Raw genomic sequence first — 15,949 nt, 5'->3', positions numbered from 1 at the left:
CAGGGCGGCAGGCCCTTTCCCCGGATGTCCCGAAGCTTATACGCAGCGCAAAAGGCAAACCGTCGCACAACTGCGTGTTGTGTCAAAGATCTCACGCAATTGTCAGCCCGCTGAAACAGGCGGCACGAAAGCGGCGATCAGATCGCAGATATCCTGAGGCAGGGGGCTTTCAAAATGCAGCTCCTCCCCGGTGATCGGATGGGTAAAGCCCAAAGTGGCCGCATGAAGCGCCTGCCGCGGAAAGGCTTCCGCCGCCGCCACGCCCGCCGCGCCAAGCGCTTTTTCCGACATCCGGCGCCGCCCGCCATAGGTCTGATCGCCGATCAGCCCGTGGCCGGCATAGGCCATATGCACGCGGATCTGATGCGTCCGCCCGGTCTCCAGCCAGCAGTCGATCAGCGAAATTCCGGCGGGCTGGCCGTAAGTCTCCACCACCCGCGCCCGCGTCACCGCATGACGCCCGCCTGACGGCACCACAGCCTGCTTTTGCCGGTCGCCCCGGTGGCGGTCGAGCTGCGTGGCAATGCGCACCACACCCCCGGTCTCAACGCTCACCCCGTTCAGCCCGCGCAGACGCGGATCGCCGACGTAAGGAACCCCGTGCACCAGCGCCAGATAATGACGGTGCACCGTATGCGCCTCAAACTGCGCCGCCAGCCCCTGATGGGCAGCAGCGGTCTTGGCCGCGACCAAAAGACCCGAGGTGTCTTTGTCGATCCGGTGCACGATCCCGGGTCGCTTCTCCCCGCCAATCCCCTGCAGGCTCTCGCCACAATGCCACAGCAACGCATTCACCAGGGTGCCGCACGGATTGCCGACTGCCGGATGCACCACCATTCCGGCAGGCTTATTGATGACGATCAGATCGTCATCCTCATAGACCACCTCCAGCGGAATATCCTCTGCGACCGTTTCCACATCCTCCGGCGCGCTCAGGGTGATCTCGATCTCTTCGCCTTCCGCGACCTTGGACTTTGCGATCAGCACCTCTCCGCCGCGCCGCACCGCACCCTCTTCCACCAGCTTCGCGATCCGTGAGCGCGACAGCCCCAGACCCTCTGGCACATAAAGCGCAAGCGCCTTATCAAGACGCGACGGCGTCTCTTCGCCCAGAGTGACGCGAAGAACCTCCCCGAAAGGATCAGTGGACATGGCAGCACCTCCGGAAAAAGACAGCCAGGCTCTGCTTCCGGCCCCGCTGCGCATCTTGCAGTGGCTGGTGATCGGTCTGACCGCCAGCCTGATTTTCGGCGTCATAACGGTGGTGGCGGTGGTTGTCACCCGTTTCCCGAAAGCTGCGACACCGCCGCTACCCGAAAGCCTCGCGCTCCCCGAAGGCGCCAGCGCCCTTTCGGTCACCCAAGGGGCTGACTGGATCGGCATCACCACCAGTGATGACCGTATCCTCATCTATGACCGCGCCAGCGGCAGCCTGCGCCAGACCGTTACCCTGACCCGCCCGTAAACCCGCAGCCCCTTCAGGACTTTGGCTTTTCAAAAATACTCCGGGGTCCGGGGCAGCGCCCCGGGGCCTGCCACAGTCCCCAAAGCCCGGCTTTCACACCCCCGCCTCCTTCACCGCCTCCATCGCCACATAGGTCGAGGTGGAGGCAACATGCGGCAGGGCCGAGATCTTTTCCCCCAAAATCCGCCGATAGGCCTGAATATCTTCCGTGCGCACCTTCAGCAGATAGTCGAAGCGCGAGGCGATCATATGGCATTCCTCAATCTCCGCCACGCCGCGCACCGCGCGGTTAAAGGCCTGCAAAGCCGCCTCGCGGGTGTCTGACAGCCGCACCTCCACAAAGGCCACATGCGCCCGCCCCATGCCGATCGGATCGAGCGTGGCGCGGTAGCCGCGAATGATACCGCCGTCCTCAAGCCGCTTCAGCCGCGCCTGAACCGGACTTTTCGACAGGCCGATCCTCCGCGCCAGTTCCGTGACCGCGATGCGCCCCTCACTGCCCAGAACCTCCAGGATCGCCAGATCATAGCGATCCAGATCGCGCCATTCCAATCGCATCGCAAATCCCCGATCTTCAGGCAATCTGCCTGCCATCTCTTCATCTTCGGGCCAAATGACCGCCAGTTTCGCGGTATACTGCGGCAAACCGGTTCCCGGCCAGCCCATATCGCAGGTTCTCCATGTCCGATCTCTCCCCCGCACAGCCCTCGCCTCTTGAGATCATCTCGCGCCATGCTTTGCGCGATGAGACCCTCCTGCTGCAAAACCTGCTGCGTGAGGCCGCACTCAGCCCCGCGGACCGCGCCCGCATCAGCGCGGCCGCAGCCGATCTCGTGACCCGCATCCGCCAAAGCGCAAGACCCGGGCTGATGGAGGTCTTCCTTGCCGAATACGGCCTCTCTACCGATGAGGGGATCGCGCTGATGTGTCTGGCTGAGGCGCTTTTGCGGGTGCCCGATTCCGCCACCATGGATGCGCTGATCGAGGATAAAATCGCCCCCTCAGACTGGGGACGTCATTTGGGCAAATCCGCCTCCAGCCTGGTGAATGCCTCGACCTGGGCACTTTTGCTGACGGGGCGCGTGCTGGAAGACGGCGCGCCCGGCATGGCGGGCCGTCTGCGCGCCGCTCTCCGCCGTCTGGGCGAGCCGGTGATCCGCCGCGCCGTGGGCCAGGCCATGAAGGAGATGGGCCGGCAGTTCGTTCTGGGCGAGACCATCGAAGCCGCCATGAAACGCGCGCAAAGCCGCGAGGCAAAGGGCTTCACCTATAGCTACGACATGCTCGGCGAAGCCGCCCGCACCGAGGCCGATGCGCGGCGCTATCACCTGTCTTATTCCCGCGCCATCACCGCCATCGCCCGCGCCTGCCCCCATGACGAGATCTGCCGCAATCCCGGCATCTCCATCAAACTCTCGGCGCTGCACCCGCGCTATGAGGTGGCAAAGCGCGACCGTGTCATGGCCGAGCTGGTCCCCCGCGTCCGCGCGCTCTGCGGCCTGGCCAAAGCCGGCGGCATGGGGCTCAATATCGACGCCGAAGAGGCCGACCGGCTGGAGCTCTCGCTTGAGGTCATCGAAGAGGTGCTGAAAGACCCCGGCCTGCAGGGCTGGGATGGCTTTGGCGTGGTGGTTCAGGCCTATGGCCGCCGCTGCGGTGCGGTGATCGACCATCTCTATGATCTGGCGGGCCGCAGCGGGCGGCGCATCATGCTGCGGCTGGTCAAAGGTGCCTATTGGGACGCCGAGGTGAAACGCGCTCAGGTTCTGGGTCTGGAAAGCTTCCCGGTCTTTACCCGGAAGGAAGCGACCGATGTCTCTTACATCGCCAATGCCCGCAAACTTCTGGGAATGACCGACCGGATCTATCCGCAGTTCGCGGGCCATAACGCCCATACCGTCGCCGCGATCCTTGATCTGGCGAAAGGCGCGGGGATCAGGGCGACGCAATATGAGTTCCAGCGCCTGCACGGCATGGGAGAGCGTCTCCACGATATCGTGCAGGAAGATGAGGGCACCATGTGCCGCATCTATGCCCCCGTCGGTGCCCATCGCGATCTGCTGGCCTATCTGGTGCGCCGCCTGCTGGAAAACGGCGCAAACTCCAGCTTCGTCAATCAGATCGTCGATGAGGCCGTGCCCGCCGAAGTGGTTGCCGGCTGTCCGCTGACCGCGCTTGAGGCCAGGCACTGCAGCCCGAACCCGAAACTCACCCCGCCGGGGGATCTCTTCGGCAGCCGTCGCAACTCGCGCGGCCGCGATCTGAGCGATGCCCGCGATCTCGCGCAGATTGAGGGCGCCCGCCTCCCCCATGCCGATGGTCTTTACCAGGCGGCCCCGCTGCTCGCCGTTGAAGGGGACGCCGGAGACACACCCCAGGAGGTGCTCTCCCCCGCATTCGCCCGCAGCAGCAAAGCGGTGGCGGGTCTCGTCTGCAATGCCTCTGCCGCCGATGTGGCCGCCGCCTTTGACGCAGCAACGCCTTGGGATGCCCCCGCAGAGGTCCGCGCTGCGGTTCTGAACCGCGCGGCTGATCTTCTGGAAGCCCGTGAGGGGGAGATCCTTGCGCTGCTGGCGCGTGAGGCCGGAAAAACCCTGGGAGACGCCATCTCTGAACTGCGCGAAGCGGTGGATTTCCTGCGCTATTACGCCGGAGAGGCCCCGGCCCTTCAGGCCCCGGCGCGGGGAATCTTCGCCTGCATCAGCCCCTGGAACTTCCCGCTGGCGATTTTCACGGGCCAGGTCGCAGCGGCGCTGGCCGCAGGCAACGCCGCGCTGGCCAAACCGGCCGGTCAGACCCCGCTGATTGCGCATCTGGCGGTTACGCTTTTGCATGAGGCCGGTGTTCCACGCGCGGCGCTGCAATTCCTGCCCGGTGACGGCCGCAGCGTGGGCGCGGCGCTGACCGCTGATCCGCGTGTGAACGGCGTGGCATTTACCGGCTCCACCGCCACGGCGCTGGGCATTCGCCAAAGCCTCAGCCTTCACGCGCCTGAGGCGGTGCTGATCGCCGAGACGGGCGGGCTCAATGCGATGATCGTTGACAGCACGGCGCTGCCGGAACAGGCGGTGCGCGATATCATCGCCTCGGCCTTCCAGTCGGCAGGCCAGCGCTGCTCGGCGCTGCGCTGCCTTTATCTGCAGGAAGATATCGCCCCCCATGTGCTTGAGATGCTGAAAGGGGCGATGGCGGAACTGACACTCGGCGATCCCTGGCAGCTTTCGACCGACATCGGGCCGCTGATCGATGAAGCCGCCTGGCGCAGCATTTCTGAGTATGTGGCTGAGGCGCGTAAAGCGGGCAGGGTGGTCTTTGAGGGCCAGGCCCCCGGCACCGGCTGGCATCTGGCACCGGTGGTGATCCGCATCCGCTCGATCGCAGAGATGACGCGCGAGATTTTCGGCCCCGTGCTGCATGTCGTCACCTTCAAAGCCCGCGATCTCGACCGCGTGGTCGATGAGATCAATGCCACCGGCTATGGGCTGACCTTTGGTCTGCACAGCCGCATCGACGACCGCGTTCAGACCATCACCGAGCGGGTGAAGGCCGGGAACATCTACGTCAACCGCAACCAGATCGGTGCGGTGGTCGGCAGCCAGCCCTTTGGGGGCGAAGGGCTTTCCGGCACGGGCCCGAAAGCGGGCGGGCCGATGTATCTCAGCCGCTTTGTGCAGGATGCGCCGGGGATTGCGGGCGCGTGGGGCGGGGAAGCGCCCTTTGATCCGCAAGGCGCGCTGGCGCAGATGCAGGTGCCGCAGGGCGCTTTGCGGGTGCATGATCTGCCGGGGCCGACGGGCGAATCGAACCGGTTGAGCGCTTTTGCACGCGGTCCGGTGCTATGCCTCGGGCCGGGGCGTGAGGCGGTGGAAGATCAGGCCCGCGCGGTTGAGGCGGCTGGCGGTGTGGCGCTGCGTGCCACCGGACCTGTCGCGCCTGAGGTTCTGAGCCGTGTGAGCGGCCTTGCGGCGGTCGTCAGTTACGGCGGTAACACCGCGCCGCTGCAACAGGCGCTGGCGGCGCGGGAAGGGGCAATTGTGCCGCTGATCACCGGGCGGCCCGATGCCTCATGGGTGCTCTCTGAGCGGCATATCTGCATTGATACCACCGCTTCGGGCGGCAATGCGCAGCTGCTTGCAGAGGCAGGTGCCTGAGGCCAGGCTTCGCGCTTGACGCGGCACAGGCGCAGGGTGCAGCCTCGCGCCTATGTTTCCGATCCGTGATCACAATCCCTCCGGCCGCACACCCTGGATCACCAGGGTGCTGATTGCGCTGAATTTCATTGTCTTTCTGCTGACCTGGGTCATGCCGGAGGTGCTTCTTGGCACCGGTGAGGCGGTCGCGGGGGAAAAGCTGAGCAGCGACGAGCTGACCGGCTTTCTCTTCTACATCGGCGGCATGGTTCCGGCCTTTGTCTCTGAGGGCGAGATGCTGCATGGCTTTCTGACCTCGCAGTTTCTGCATGCGGGCTGGATGCATCTTCTGGGGAATATGCTCTTTTTGTGGATCTTCGGGGACAATCTCGAAGACGCCTTCGGGCCGCTGAAATATCTGTGTTTCTATCTGATCTGCGGCGCGGCGGCGGCTTTTGCGGAATATCTGGCCCATCCGCTGAGCGAGATCCCCATGGTCGGGGCTTCCGGCTCGATTGCCGGGGTGCTGGGGGGCTATCTTTTGCTCTACCCAAGGGCAAAAGTGGATGTCCTGCTGATTTTCATTATCTTTTTCAGGGTCTTCACCATTCCGGCCTGGATCGTGCTCATGGCCTGGTTCGGCCTGCAGGTGCTGGGCGTGACCACGCCGGACGATCCGGAGGGTGGGGATATGGTGGCCTATTGGGCCCATGCGGGCGGCTTCATCGCCGGGCTGGCGCTGGCCATGCCCTTCTTCCTGCGCCAGGGCGGACCACGCTTCTGGAGCCGGTTTGACGGTCACCCGCCCCATCCGGAAGCGGGTTATGTGCTCAGCCCCTCGCGCATCCCGAAAGTGGTGCGGCGGAACTGAAAAAGCCGCGCCCCGGGGCGCGGCTTTAATCGTTTCAGGCCGCTTCAGGCGGCAGCCTGACCCTCGGGGTGGATGCCAAACTCGGCGCAGACCGCAAGGGTCAGATGGGGGCGGTTCAGGGTGTAGAACTGGAAGTCTTCAACCCCTTCGGCCATCAGTCGGCGGCAGAGATCGGCGCAGACCTGCACTGAAAGCTCAGCCTCACGACCCTCGGCATTGGCTTTGGTGAAGGCTTCATCGAGATGGGCGGGGACCTGGGCGGCGCAGCGCGCGGCGAAGCGTTTGGTGCCTTCCCAATTCTCAATCGGCAGGATGCCGGGGATGATGAGCTTGGTGATGCCTTCTTTTGCGCATTTGTCGCGGAAGCGCAGGAAGGTCTCGGCTTCAAAGAAGAACTGGGTGATGGCGCTGTCGGCACCGGCTTCAAACTTGCGTTTCAGCCAGCGGACATCGGCCAGATCGTCGGCGGCTTCCGGATGCGGCTCCGGATAGGCCCCGACGCGCAGGTTGAATTTCCCGGTCGCGGCCAGGGCCTCGATGAGTTCGACCGAATCGGCAAAGCCTTCGGGATGAGCGGTGAAGCGCTCGGCGCCCTTCGGGGGATCGCCGCGCAGCGCCACGATCTGGTTCACACCGGCCTCTGCGTAAGAGTTTGCGATGGCGAGGGTTTCTTCGCGCGTTGCATCGACGCAGGTGAGATGGGCCGCCACATCAACGCCGAAATGGGTGCCGATGGCCTTGACCGCTTCATGGGTCAGCTGGCGGGTGGTGCCGCCCGCGCCATAGGTCACCGAGACGAAGCCCGGCTTCAGCGGTGCGAGCATCTTCATGGTCTCCCACAGCCGGAACGACGCATCGAGCGAGCGCGGCGGGAAAAACTCAAATGAGATGCGCGGGGCAGACATGGCAGAACTCCTTGACCGGCGGGGTGCCGGTTCAGCTCCGGCCTTGTGCCAGACAAATGAACATGGGACAAATTCATAATCTTCAAGATCAATATGAAAGCCACTCACGATGAAAGTCTCTCACCATGCATCTTGAGTTACGTCACCTGAAAGCCATCCGCGAGATTCACCGTCAGGGCGGTCTGGCCCGGGCGGCTGAAGTGCTGAACCTGACGCAGTCGGCGCTGAGCCATCAGATCAAAGGGATTGAAGAGCAGACGGGGGTGGAGCTTTTCGTGCGCCGCGCGCGGCCCCTGCGGCTCTCGGCGGCCGGGCTGAGGGTGCTGCGGCTGGCCGATCGGATTTTGCCCGAGATTGAGGCTTTGGAAGAGGAATTCCGCGGCCTGCGCCAGGGCAAGGCGGGGCGGATGCATATCGCCATTGAATGCCACGCCTGTTTTGACTGGCTGCTGCCGGTCTTGTCGCTTTATCGCAAAACCTGGCCCGAGGTGGATGTGGACATCCGCCCGGGGCTTGCCTTCAACGCGCTGCCCGCGCTGGTGCGCGAAGAGGTGGATGTGGTGATCTCCTCTGATCCTGAAGAGATCCCGCGCGTCACCTTTCATCCGCTTTTTGACTATGAGCCTTTGATGGTCATGGCGGGGGCCAGTCCTTTGGCTGAGAGAGCCGAGATTGAGCCGGAGGATCTGCGCGACCAGACCCTGATCACCTATCCGGTGGACCGCACGCGGCTGGATGTTTTTTCGCAGTTTCTGGCGCCCGCGCGGGTCGAGCCGCGTCTGGTGCGGCAGGTGGAGCTGACGGCAGTGATCCTGATGCTGGTGGCCTCGGAGCGCGGGGTTTCGGTGCTGCCGGACTGGGTGCTTCAGCATGTGCGGGGCAACCCGGATTATGTGATCCGGCCGCTGAAGGGGCGCAAGAGCCGCCGGCTTTATGCGGCGGTGCGCGATGAGGACGGGCGTCACCCCTTTATGGAGACCTTTTTGCATCTGAGCCAGACCGAGCCTTTGCGCCTGAAGGCGGCGGGGGCCCTGGTCTGAGAGCGCCGGGGAGGGCTGCCTGCCCTCCCCGGACCCCGCCCGGGAGTATTTGGAAAAAGCCAAAGTGCGGGCGCGGGCGGGGGCGACATTGCGCCTCAGCGGGGAAGTGTCTAAACCCCGAAGCAGGCTTATTGACGGAGTGTCTCATGACTGCCCCCTTGCGACTTGGCATTGCCGGTCTTGGAACTGTCGGCGTCGGTGTTGTGCGCCTGATCCAGGAGGAAGCCGCGCTGATTGCGGCCCGCGCGGGGCGCAGCATTGAGATTACCGCTGTCTCGGCCCGCGACCGGAAGAAAAACCGCGATGTGGATCTGTCGGGCTATGCCTGGGAAGATGATCCGGTGAAGCTGGCGCAGCGTCCGGATGTGGATGTTTTCGTTGAACTGATGGGCGGCGATTCGGGTCCGGCCAAGGCGGCCACGGAAGCGGCGATTGCCGCTGGCAAAGATGTGGTCACCGCCAATAAGGCGCTCCTGGCCCATCACGGGCAGGCCCTGGCGGAGGCGGCGGAGGCTGCGGGCGCGGTGATCCGTTTTGAGGCGGCCGTGGCCGGGGGCATTCCGGTCATCAAGGCGCTGATGGAGGGGCTGGGCGCGAACCGGATTAAGCGGGTGATGGGCGTGATGAACGGCACCTGCAATTACATCCTGACGCGGATGGAATCGGCCGGGCTGCCCTATGAGACCGTCTTTGAAGAAGCGCGGTCCCTGGGCTATCTGGAGGCGGATCCGAGCCTTGATGTGGATGGCATCGATGCGGGGCATAAGCTGTCGCTGCTGGCCTCAATCGCTTTTGGCACGCGGGTGAGTTTTGACGCGGTCGAGCTGGAAGGCATTGGCCGCATTGATATTGCCGATATCCGTTATGCCGGGGATATGGGTTACCGCATCAAGCTGCTGGGCGTGGCGCAGACCACCGGTCGCGGCCTTGAGCAGCGCATGTCGCCCTGTCTGGTGCCGGTGGAAAGCCCTCTGGCGCAGCTGAACGGCGGCACCAATATGGTGATCATTGAGGGCGCGGCTTCGGGGCAGATCGTTCTGCGCGGTGCCGGTGCCGGCGAGGGGCCGACGGCGAGTGCGGTGATGGGCGATGTGCTCGATCTGGCGCGCGGGGTGCGTTATCCGGTCTTTGGTCAGCCCGCTTCGACTTTGGCGGAGCCGGTTGCGGCCTCGGTGGCGGCGCCTGCGCCCTTCTATATCCGCATGCAGGTGCAGGATAAGCCGGGCGCGCTGGCGAAAGTGGCGACGGTGATGGGCGATGCGGGGATTTCCATCGACCGCATGCGTCAGCATGGCAATGAGGCAGAGACCGCGCCGGTGCTGATCGTGACGCATCGCTGCACCCGTGAGGCCCTGGATTATGCTTTGTCGCAGCTGCCGCAGACCGGTGTGCTGGCGGGGGATCCGGTGGCGATCCGGATCGAAGCGCTCTGAGAGCTTTGAGACGCCGCGCCAAAGCGCGGCGTTTTGCTATCTGAGCCACCATCCTGTGTTGCGCAGGGTTTTTCGGATCTGGTTTTCGCGTAAGCCCGGGTCATGGCGGTCAAACAACGGCCGGATCTTCTGGCGGCCTTTTCCCTGATAGATCAGCTTTTTGGCGGGCTCCCAATCCCGGAGCAGGCGGCGGAGGGCGGGGTCCTGCGTGATCTCTTCAAGCCGGATCAGGACCTCGTCCTCTTCGCGGGCGTAGAGGAGGGGCAGGGCGCGGTAGTGGCAGCTGGCCGGGCCGTCGAGGGCGAGCGAGGCCGGTGGGCGGGTGCCGCCGAGGGCATGGATCACCAGGGGCAGGGCCACCTGATCGAGCCAGGGATCCAGCGATTGTGCCGCGAGCATCGGGCCGGGGTCTGCTTCTATCTCCGTGGCGATGCGGGTGAAGATTTCGCCAAAGCGGGCGGGGCAGGGCCCGTAAAACCAGCCCGCGTTGAAATAAAGGTAATGCTGCCAGTAATCGGGGGGGAAGCGTGGGTTCAGCGTGGGGCCGATCTTCAGCCCGAAGCGGGTATAGAGCCCCTCCCAGATGGCCTGAAGGCTGGCGACATAGGGCTGCGGCTCCGGCCAGGTGCCCTCGACCTTTATGGAGGCTGAGGGGCGGGTGAAATCGATCCCGAGGCTGTCGGGGGGCTGCAGGAGAAGGGTGTCGCTGTCGAAAAAGAGAAAAGCCTCGCCCCGGGGCAGCAGGCGCAGGGCCTCAATTTTATTGCCATAGGGATAATCGGCGCCGAAATGGCGGCTGTGAAGCGGCAGGATCTGCGCGCCGAACTCCAGCAGCCTGTCGCGCACCGGGGGAGAGAGCCGCGGGTCCTGCGGCCAGAGCGGGCCGGGCTGCGGCTCTGCGATATAAAGGTGCGGCAGAAGATGCGGGGCCAGGGCAGCCAGGGAGGCGGTGAAGATCAGTGCCTCATATTGCAGCCGGCCGTTTTGCGCGACGATCAGCAGATTGGGGCGGGGCGGGGGCTTTGCTGCGGGGCTCATGTCGCCTCTGTCCTCTGCCGTGATGCCTGGTCAGATTTGCGGGTTTCTGAGCGGATGGGAAGGGTGCTCTGTGGGTTTTTGAACAGAGAATTCTGTCTCCGGGCCTTTCGCAGATGCAGCAAAGGACCTAATTTCTGCACTGACGGGCGACGGCAGCCGATGCCACGGGGCCCGATGATCCTGAGGAAATGACTATGACCCGCCTGAATGACGCCGCTTTTGATCAGCTGTTCCGCACGGCCCGCAGCCACCCGACCTATGCCGATAAAGCCATTGACGCCGCCACGCTCGAAGAGCTGAGCGCGCTGGCAGGTCTTGCGCCGACCGCCTTTAACCAGCAGCCGCTGCGCGTGCTTTACATCACCTCGGAAGAGGGCAAGGCGAAGCTCGATGAAGCCATCGTTCCGGGCAACAAGGCGAAAGTGGCCGCTGCTCCGGCGATTGCGATCTTCTGCTATGATGCGAATTTCGTTGAAACTCTGCCCAAGGTCTTCCCGCTGGCGGACGTGCGCGGCTATTTCGCCGATCCCGCCGGTGCGGCTCAGGCCGGTCAGCTGAACGCGCTGATCCAGTCGGGCATGTTCATCGCGGCAGCGCGCGGTCTGGGCCTGGGCATGGGGCCGATGATCGGTTTTGACGCGGCGAAAGTGAAAGAACTCTTCCTGGCCGACAACGGCTGGCAGCCGCTTTACTTCTCGACCCTTGGCTATGTCGAAGCGCAGCCGGAATATGACCGCCTGCCGCGTCTGGGCTTTGAAGAGGTTGCAAAGGTCGCCTGAGGCACCTTGCTGCGATTGCGAAAGGCCGCCCCGGGGGCGGCCTTTTTCGTTTCCCGCTCAGGGCAGGATATGCAGCCAGCCCCAGGCCGTCAGCACCGTCAGCGCGGTGCCGATCAGCACGGTCGAGGCGGCAACCCGTTTGGCCACGCCATACATGGCCGCGAACATATAGGCATTGATCCCCGGTGCCATGGCGGAGGTGATGACGGCAGAGCGCAGCCCCTCATCCGAGACCTCAAGCAGGCGGGCCAGGCCATAGGTGATGGCCGGGTGCAGGATCAGCGAAACGGCGGTCACATAGAGGATCGTCGGGATGTCGCCTTCGGGGCGATAGCGGTAAAGCGTGCCGCCCAAGCCGAAAAGCGCCGCCGGAAGGGCCGCGCGCGAGAGCATGTCGATGGCATCCCAGCCCGCTTTGGGCAGGCCCAGACCGGTGAGATTGACCGTCACCCCCAGCAGCATCGCGAGGATCAGCGGATTGCGGAACATCGCCTTCAGGATGCGCGGAGCGGCAGCGCGCAGACCGCCGCCTGCATTGCGCGCCACCTCCATCGCAGTGAGGCCGATGCCGTAGCAAAAGGCCGCGTGAAAGGCGATGATGGTAAAGTTTGAGGCCACCGCCTCCGGCCCCCAGGCGCGCTCTGAGATCGGCAGACCCAGCAGGACGGAGTTGGAGAAGAGCCCCACAAAGCCGATCGCCACCGAATCCGTCCAGGGGCGTTTGAACAGGAACCGCGCCCCCAGAAGGGCGGCCAGAAAGCCGCAGACTGCGCCGATATAAAAACTGGCCAGCATCGCCGGTTCAAAGTCATTCGAGAGGTTCATCTGCGCCACGGCGCGGAAGGTCATGCAGGGGATCGCATAGCCCTGGGTAAAGCGCATCAGACCCTCAACCCAGTCGTCTTTGAACCAGCCCCGCCACACGGCTGCGTAACCCGCCCCGATGATCAGAAAGACGGGGAGGATGACATCAAGCAGCAGGAGCATCAGGGGGCCTCAGGCCGGGGTCAGACCCGGTGGTCAGGAAGATCGATCACCATGCCGTCAAAGGCAGGGGTGATATGGGCAGGGGTTTCCGCCTCGACCGCGTCATAGTCGAGATCGATATGCATATTTGTCAGCACGCCGCGTTTGGGGGCGGCGCGCTCAATCCAGTCCAGCGCCAGGGCGAGATGGGCATGGGTGGGATGGGGGGTGCGGCGCAAAGCATCGACCACAAAGACCTCAAGCCCGCTCAGCAGCGGCCAGCTTTCCTCGGGGATCGCCACGGCATCGGGCAGATAGGCCAGCCCGCCGATGCGAAAGCCCAGAGCCTCCATCGAGCCGTGATCGGCGGTGAAAGGCTCAAAGCGGATCGGCCCGCCCGCGCCCGTCACCTCAAAGGGGCCCTTCAGGCTGTGAAGCGTCAGGATCGGCGGATAGGGGCTGCCTTCGGGCTGCACAAAGGCATAGCCAAAGCGCGAGATCAGCGCATCCCGCGTCGGCGCATCCGCCCAGACCGGCAGGCGCTTACGGGTGTTGAAGACGATCTGGCGCAGATCATCGAGGCCGTGGACGTGATCGGCATGGCTGTGGGTATAGACCACGCCGTCCAGCGTGCCGACGCCCGCGCTCAGCAACTGCTCGCGCATATCCGGGCCGGTGTCGATCAGCACCCGGGTGACGCCCGCCTCCGTGATCCGCTCAACCAGCATGGAGCAGCGGCGGCGGCGGTTTTTCGGATTGGCCGGATTGCAGTCCCCCCAATAGCCGCCCAGACGAGGCACGCCCCCCGAAGAGCCACATCCCAGAATGGTATAGCGGAGCGTGGCGCTCATGGGGGGTCAGCCTTTGCGGGCAGCTTTGGGGAAGAGGCGGTCGAAATTTTCCGACGTCGCGCGGGCGAATTCTTCGTAGGAAACGCCGAAAGTTTCCGCACCGACACGGGCGGTATGGGCGACATATGCCGGCTCATTGCGTTTGCCGCGGAAGGGCGGCGGCGCCAGATAGGGGCTGTCGGTTTCCACCAGGATACGTTCAAGCGGGGCGGCGGCGAAGATCGCGCGCAGCTCTTTGCTTTTGGGGAAAGCAGCGATGCCGGACATCGAGAGGTAAAACCCCAGATCGAGAGCCGTTTTCGCCAGTTCTGCCCCTGAGGAGAAGCAGTGCATTACGCAGCCGTAGGGCTTTGCGCGGTAGCCTTCGGTTAAAATGCGCGCCATATCCTCATCAGCATCGCGTGCATGAATAATCAGCGGAAGGCCGGTTTCCTGAGCAGCTTCAATATGAACCCGCAGGCTGCGCTTTTGCACATCCTGCGACTCAGGGGTGTAGTGATAATCAAGACCCGTCTCGCCCAGACCCACCATTTTGGGGTGCTGGGACAGGCGGATCAGATCCTCAACCGTTACCTCCGGCTCGGTCGTGGCCGACATCGGGTGAACGCCGTAGCTGTAGAACAGGCCTTCATGCGCCTCAGCCATGGCACGCACTTTCGGCTCATTGGCGATGCGCGTGCAGATGGTGACCATGCGGGTTACACCGGCGTCGCGGGCGCGGGCGATCAGGGCTTCGGTCTCCCCCTCAAATTCGGGGAAATCGAGGTGGCAATGGCTGTCCACAAGCTCTGCCATCATTGCCGTAACCCCTTCGCCGCGTCATTTATCTTCAGGAACATATCCATCACGAGCGCGGCAGGGTCAAGGTTGACCGCCCGGCCCTGGCGGGCGCGGATCCCGAGCGTCTGCGCCAGTTCTGCCCAGGTCCGCGCCGTCGCCGGATCGGGGCAGAGGCGGGCAAAAAGCTGCCCCTCTCCCTCTGCGGCTTCCGGCGGAAGCTGCCGCGTGGCCCCGGCCCGCGCGAGGCGGGCAAGGAAGAGGTCGATGAGTTCGAGCGTCAGATCAAACTGCCCCTCTTTGCCGCGCCCCGCCGTGGCCTCTGCAATGGCAAGCGCATTGGACCGCGCCAGATCGGGCAGGGTGGAAAAAAGCCGGATCAGTCTGGCGTAAAGCCCCTCTCCATCGAGAGCCGCAATCCGCAACGCCGCCCCCGCCGAGCCGCCCGAGAGCTCCGCCAGAGCGATCGGATCTTCCGCCTCAATGCCGTTTTCCTGCAGAATCGTGCCCACATCCTCGGGCCCGAGCGGCGCGAGAGAGAGCACCCGGCAGCGCGAGCGGATCGTCGGCAGCAGTTTTGCGGGCTGATGCGAGATCAGCAGGATCACCGCGCCCTCCGGCGGCTCTTCCAAAAGCTTCAGCAGCGCATTGGCGGCGGCCGGGTTCATGTCATCGGCGGCATCCACAATGGCCACCCGCCGCCCGCCGTCCGCGGAAGACAGCGCGAAAAAGCTTTTCAGCTTACGCACTTCGCCCACGGTGATGTCGCGCGACAGCGCATCGCCCTTGTCATTGGGCGCGCGGCGCAGAAGGAAAAGCCGTGGCTCTGAGAGAGCCGAAAGGCGGCGTGAGACGGGGCTTTCGGGCGGTGTGCTGAGATCACGCGGCGGCTCGGGCGCGAAAAAGCCGCCCGCTGCCTCCGGCCCCGGCTGGCTGAGCAGGAACCGTGCAATGCGCCAGGCGAGCGTGGCTTTGCCAACCCCTTTCGGTCCGGTCAGCAGCCAGCCGTGATGCAGCCGCCCGCTGTTGAAAGCCTCCAGAAAAGCGGCTTCGGCGCGGGGCTGGCCGCGCAGGATATGGACGTCGCGCGGATGGGGCGCGCCGTCGGTGCGGTCGGGTTCGGGCAGATCATCTGAATGGGGGTCGCGGGCCATGGGCGCATAATGCCCGAAACGCGGGCAGGAGCAACCGGCCGCAGCTTTTGCGCCCTTTCGCCGCAGGGCGGACTTGCACGCCGGGGCGCTTTGAGGCATCAACGCGCCAGCCATCAGACGGGAGAGAGTCATGCGCGCGCGTATTTATCAGCCTGCCCGCAATGCCATGCAGTCGGGAACCGCAAAGACCCACGACTGGGTGCTCGATTTCGCGCCCGCAGATGCGCGTCAGATCGATCCGCTGATGGGCTGGACCTCTTCGGCCGATACCCAGCGTCAGGTCCGCCTGCGCTTCGCCTCGCAGGAGGCCGCAGAAGACTATGCCCGCGCCCGCGGCATTGAGTACGATGTCCTGCCGCCGCAAAAACGCGCCGCCAATATCCGCCAGATGGGCTATGGCGAGAACTTTGCCACCACCCGCCGTGGTGCCTGGACGCATTGATCTTGTAGATCCGGGCATAGTTGCTGCCGGCCAGGGGCTCTGATGTTGTAACCGCCCCCCGACGGCATCTTTGTGCCAAGGTGGGATCGTTATAATCC

The 15,949-nt window shown here is 64.4% G+C and carries 15 protein-coding genes; 7 read left to right on the top strand and 8 right to left on the bottom strand.

The window, feature by feature from the left end:
• Window positions 1–102 precede the first annotated feature (102 nt).
• Window positions 103–1,152 carry an RluA family pseudouridine synthase gene (locus EP867_RS07220; RefSeq protein WP_128487651.1) on the bottom strand — a complete coding sequence of 350 codons (1,050 nt, stop codon included), beginning with the start codon at window positions 1,150–1,152 and terminating at the stop codon, window positions 103–105.
• Between EP867_RS07220 and EP867_RS07215 the strand changes: the two genes are divergently transcribed.
• Entirely contained in the window at window positions 1,151–1,465 is a 315-nt protein-coding gene (locus tag EP867_RS07215) for a DUF6476 family protein (RefSeq protein WP_128487649.1), read from the top strand. The two genes, EP867_RS07220 and EP867_RS07215, sit on opposite strands and share 2 nt — an antisense overlap.
• 93 nt (window positions 1,466–1,558) lie before the next feature.
• Here the strand turns inward: EP867_RS07215 and EP867_RS07210 are convergent, their stop codons facing one another.
• The gene (locus EP867_RS07210; protein WP_380049981.1) at window positions 1,559–2,059 is read right to left on the bottom strand and encodes an Lrp/AsnC ligand binding domain-containing protein; all 501 of its coding nucleotides are present in this window, start codon (window positions 2,057–2,059) and stop codon (window positions 1,559–1,561) included.
• A gap of 86 nt (window positions 2,060–2,145) precedes the next feature.
• On the opposite strand from EP867_RS07210, the gene putA reads away from it, so the two are divergent.
• A complete protein-coding gene (putA, locus tag EP867_RS07205) occupies window positions 2,146–5,616 on the top strand; it encodes a bifunctional proline dehydrogenase/L-glutamate gamma-semialdehyde dehydrogenase PutA (protein WP_128487646.1) in 3,471 nt (1,156 codons plus the stop codon).
• Window positions 5,617–5,668: 52 nt separating this feature from the next.
• Entirely contained in the window at window positions 5,669–6,466 is a 798-nt protein-coding gene (locus EP867_RS07200; protein ID WP_128487644.1) for a rhomboid family intramembrane serine protease, read from the top strand.
• Between the two features lie 44 nt (window positions 6,467–6,510).
• Here EP867_RS07200 and metF read toward each other — a convergent pair whose 3' ends face one another.
• Window positions 6,511–7,371, bottom strand: coding sequence for a methylenetetrahydrofolate reductase [NAD(P)H] (metF, locus tag EP867_RS07195; protein ID WP_128487641.1), 861 nt, complete (start codon window positions 7,369–7,371; stop codon window positions 6,511–6,513).
• Window positions 7,372–7,496: 125 nt separating this feature from the next.
• On the opposite strand from metF, the gene EP867_RS07190 reads away from it, so the two are divergent.
• Both EP867_RS07190 and EP867_RS07185 read left to right on the top strand, forming a co-directional pair.
• Window positions 7,497–8,411 (top strand): LysR family transcriptional regulator, encoded by a 915-nt coding sequence (locus tag EP867_RS07190; RefSeq protein WP_128487639.1) that lies wholly within the window; start codon window positions 7,497–7,499, stop codon window positions 8,409–8,411.
• Between the two features lie 146 nt (window positions 8,412–8,557).
• Entirely contained in the window at window positions 8,558–9,844 is a 1,287-nt protein-coding gene (locus tag EP867_RS07185) for a homoserine dehydrogenase (protein ID WP_128487637.1), read from the top strand.
• Between the two features lie 36 nt (window positions 9,845–9,880).
• Here the strand turns inward: EP867_RS07185 and EP867_RS07180 are convergent, their stop codons facing one another.
• Window positions 9,881–10,882 carry a hypothetical protein gene (locus tag EP867_RS07180; RefSeq protein WP_128487635.1) on the bottom strand — a complete coding sequence of 334 codons (1,002 nt, stop codon included), beginning with the start codon at window positions 10,880–10,882 and terminating at the stop codon, window positions 9,881–9,883.
• Window positions 10,883–11,076: 194 nt separating this feature from the next.
• Between EP867_RS07180 and EP867_RS07175 the strand changes: the two genes are divergently transcribed.
• Window positions 11,077–11,661 (top strand): malonic semialdehyde reductase, encoded by a 585-nt coding sequence (locus tag EP867_RS07175; protein WP_164888789.1) that lies wholly within the window; start codon window positions 11,077–11,079, stop codon window positions 11,659–11,661.
• Between the two features lie 57 nt (window positions 11,662–11,718).
• Here EP867_RS07175 and EP867_RS07170 read toward each other — a convergent pair whose 3' ends face one another.
• From EP867_RS07170 to EP867_RS07155, 4 genes are read right to left on the bottom strand one after another with little or no spacing between them, the layout of a single operon-like run.
• A complete protein-coding gene (locus tag EP867_RS07170) occupies window positions 11,719–12,648 on the bottom strand; it encodes an AEC family transporter (RefSeq protein WP_128487631.1) in 930 nt (309 codons plus the stop codon).
• Window positions 12,649–12,668: 20 nt separating this feature from the next.
• Entirely contained in the window at window positions 12,669–13,478 is an 810-nt protein-coding gene (locus tag EP867_RS07165; protein WP_128487628.1) for an MBL fold metallo-hydrolase, read from the bottom strand.
• Window positions 13,479–13,484: 6 nt separating this feature from the next.
• Window positions 13,485–14,276: a TatD family hydrolase gene (locus EP867_RS07160; RefSeq protein WP_128487626.1), complete on the bottom strand. Its 792-nt coding sequence runs from the start codon at window positions 14,274–14,276 to the stop codon at window positions 13,485–13,487.
• Window positions 14,273–15,409 carry a DNA polymerase III subunit delta' gene (locus EP867_RS07155; protein WP_128487624.1) on the bottom strand — a complete coding sequence of 379 codons (1,137 nt, stop codon included), beginning with the start codon at window positions 15,407–15,409 and terminating at the stop codon, window positions 14,273–14,275. The genes EP867_RS07160 and EP867_RS07155 overlap by 4 nt, the downstream gene beginning before the upstream one ends.
• A 130-nt stretch (window positions 15,410–15,539) precedes the next feature.
• On the opposite strand from EP867_RS07155, the gene EP867_RS07150 reads away from it, so the two are divergent.
• The gene (locus tag EP867_RS07150) at window positions 15,540–15,851 is read left to right on the top strand and encodes an ETC complex I subunit (protein ID WP_128487622.1); all 312 of its coding nucleotides are present in this window, start codon (window positions 15,540–15,542) and stop codon (window positions 15,849–15,851) included.
• Window positions 15,852–15,949: the final 98 nt, after the last annotated feature.

Origin of the sequence: Falsigemmobacter intermedius (genome assembly GCF_004054105.1) — a bacterium.
GTDB classification, from domain to species: domain Bacteria; phylum Pseudomonadota; class Alphaproteobacteria; order Rhodobacterales; family Rhodobacteraceae; genus Wagnerdoeblera; species Wagnerdoeblera intermedia.
This window is presented reverse-complemented; position numbering and strand designations above follow the sequence as displayed.

Bases quoted from the DNA above. Each gene is read 5' to 3' on its own strand.
- EP867_RS07215 (WP_128487649.1), top strand. From the start codon at position 1,151: ATGGCAGCACCTCCGGAAAAAGACAGCCAGGCTCTGCTTCCGGCCCCG.
- EP867_RS07220 (WP_128487651.1), bottom strand. From the start codon at position 1,152: ATGTCCACTGATCCTTTCGGGGAGGTTCTTCGCGTCACTCTGGGCGAA.
- EP867_RS07210 (WP_380049981.1), bottom strand. From the start codon at position 2,059: ATGGCAGGCAGATTGCCTGAAGATCGGGGATTTGCGATGCGATTGGAA.
- putA (WP_128487646.1), top strand. From the start codon at position 2,146: ATGTCCGATCTCTCCCCCGCACAGCCCTCGCCTCTTGAGATCATCTCG.
- EP867_RS07200 (WP_128487644.1), top strand. From the start codon at position 5,669: ATGTTTCCGATCCGTGATCACAATCCCTCCGGCCGCACACCCTGGATC.
- metF (WP_128487641.1), bottom strand. From the start codon at position 7,371: ATGTCTGCCCCGCGCATCTCATTTGAGTTTTTCCCGCCGCGCTCGCTC.
- EP867_RS07190 (WP_128487639.1), top strand. From the start codon at position 7,497: ATGCATCTTGAGTTACGTCACCTGAAAGCCATCCGCGAGATTCACCGT.
- EP867_RS07185 (WP_128487637.1), top strand. From the start codon at position 8,558: ATGACTGCCCCCTTGCGACTTGGCATTGCCGGTCTTGGAACTGTCGGC.
- EP867_RS07180 (WP_128487635.1), bottom strand. From the start codon at position 10,882: ATGAGCCCCGCAGCAAAGCCCCCGCCCCGCCCCAATCTGCTGATCGTC.
- EP867_RS07175 (WP_164888789.1), top strand. From the start codon at position 11,077: ATGACCCGCCTGAATGACGCCGCTTTTGATCAGCTGTTCCGCACGGCC.
- EP867_RS07170 (WP_128487631.1), bottom strand. From the start codon at position 12,648: ATGCTCCTGCTGCTTGATGTCATCCTCCCCGTCTTTCTGATCATCGGG.
- EP867_RS07165 (WP_128487628.1), bottom strand. From the start codon at position 13,478: ATGAGCGCCACGCTCCGCTATACCATTCTGGGATGTGGCTCTTCGGGG.
- EP867_RS07160 (WP_128487626.1), bottom strand. From the start codon at position 14,276: ATGATGGCAGAGCTTGTGGACAGCCATTGCCACCTCGATTTCCCCGAA.
- EP867_RS07155 (WP_128487624.1), bottom strand. From the start codon at position 15,409: ATGGCCCGCGACCCCCATTCAGATGATCTGCCCGAACCCGACCGCACC.
- EP867_RS07150 (WP_128487622.1), top strand. From the start codon at position 15,540: ATGCGCGCGCGTATTTATCAGCCTGCCCGCAATGCCATGCAGTCGGGA.